Origin of the sequence: Frankia sp. R43 (assembly GCF_001306465.1) — a bacterium.
Taxonomy (GTDB): domain Bacteria; phylum Actinomycetota; class Actinomycetes; order Frankiales; family Frankiaceae; genus Parafrankia; species Parafrankia irregularis.
Genome location: NZ_LFCW01000043.1, coordinates 1 through 243, shown reverse-complemented (window position 1 = coordinate 243; position 243 = coordinate 1). Strand labels below are relative to the sequence as shown.

Here is a 243-nt window from a genome sequence, read left to right as displayed (position 1 = left end):
ACCAGGCACTGCGGGGCTGGTGCACCTACTTCCAGCCAGGGGTGTCCTCCAGAACGTTCCAGTACCTGCGCGCTTTCGTCTGGAAGCACGTCTGGGAATGGATCCGGAGGAAGCATCCCAAGAACAACTGGAAGGAACTCCGCCGCCGCTACTGCGACGGCGGCTGGTGGCCCAGCAGCAACGGGATAACCCTCTTCAACCCCGGCGAGGTACGCACGACCACCTACCGGTACCGAGGAAAGG

At 63.0% G+C, this 243-nt stretch carries 1 protein-coding gene; it reads left to right on the top strand.

Going from position 1 to position 243, the window contains the following annotated elements; all coding sequences use genetic code 11:
• Window positions 1–243: group II intron maturase-specific domain-containing protein (locus tag ACG83_RS41510; protein WP_304438460.1), on the top strand; the 243-nt coding region annotated here is incomplete at both ends.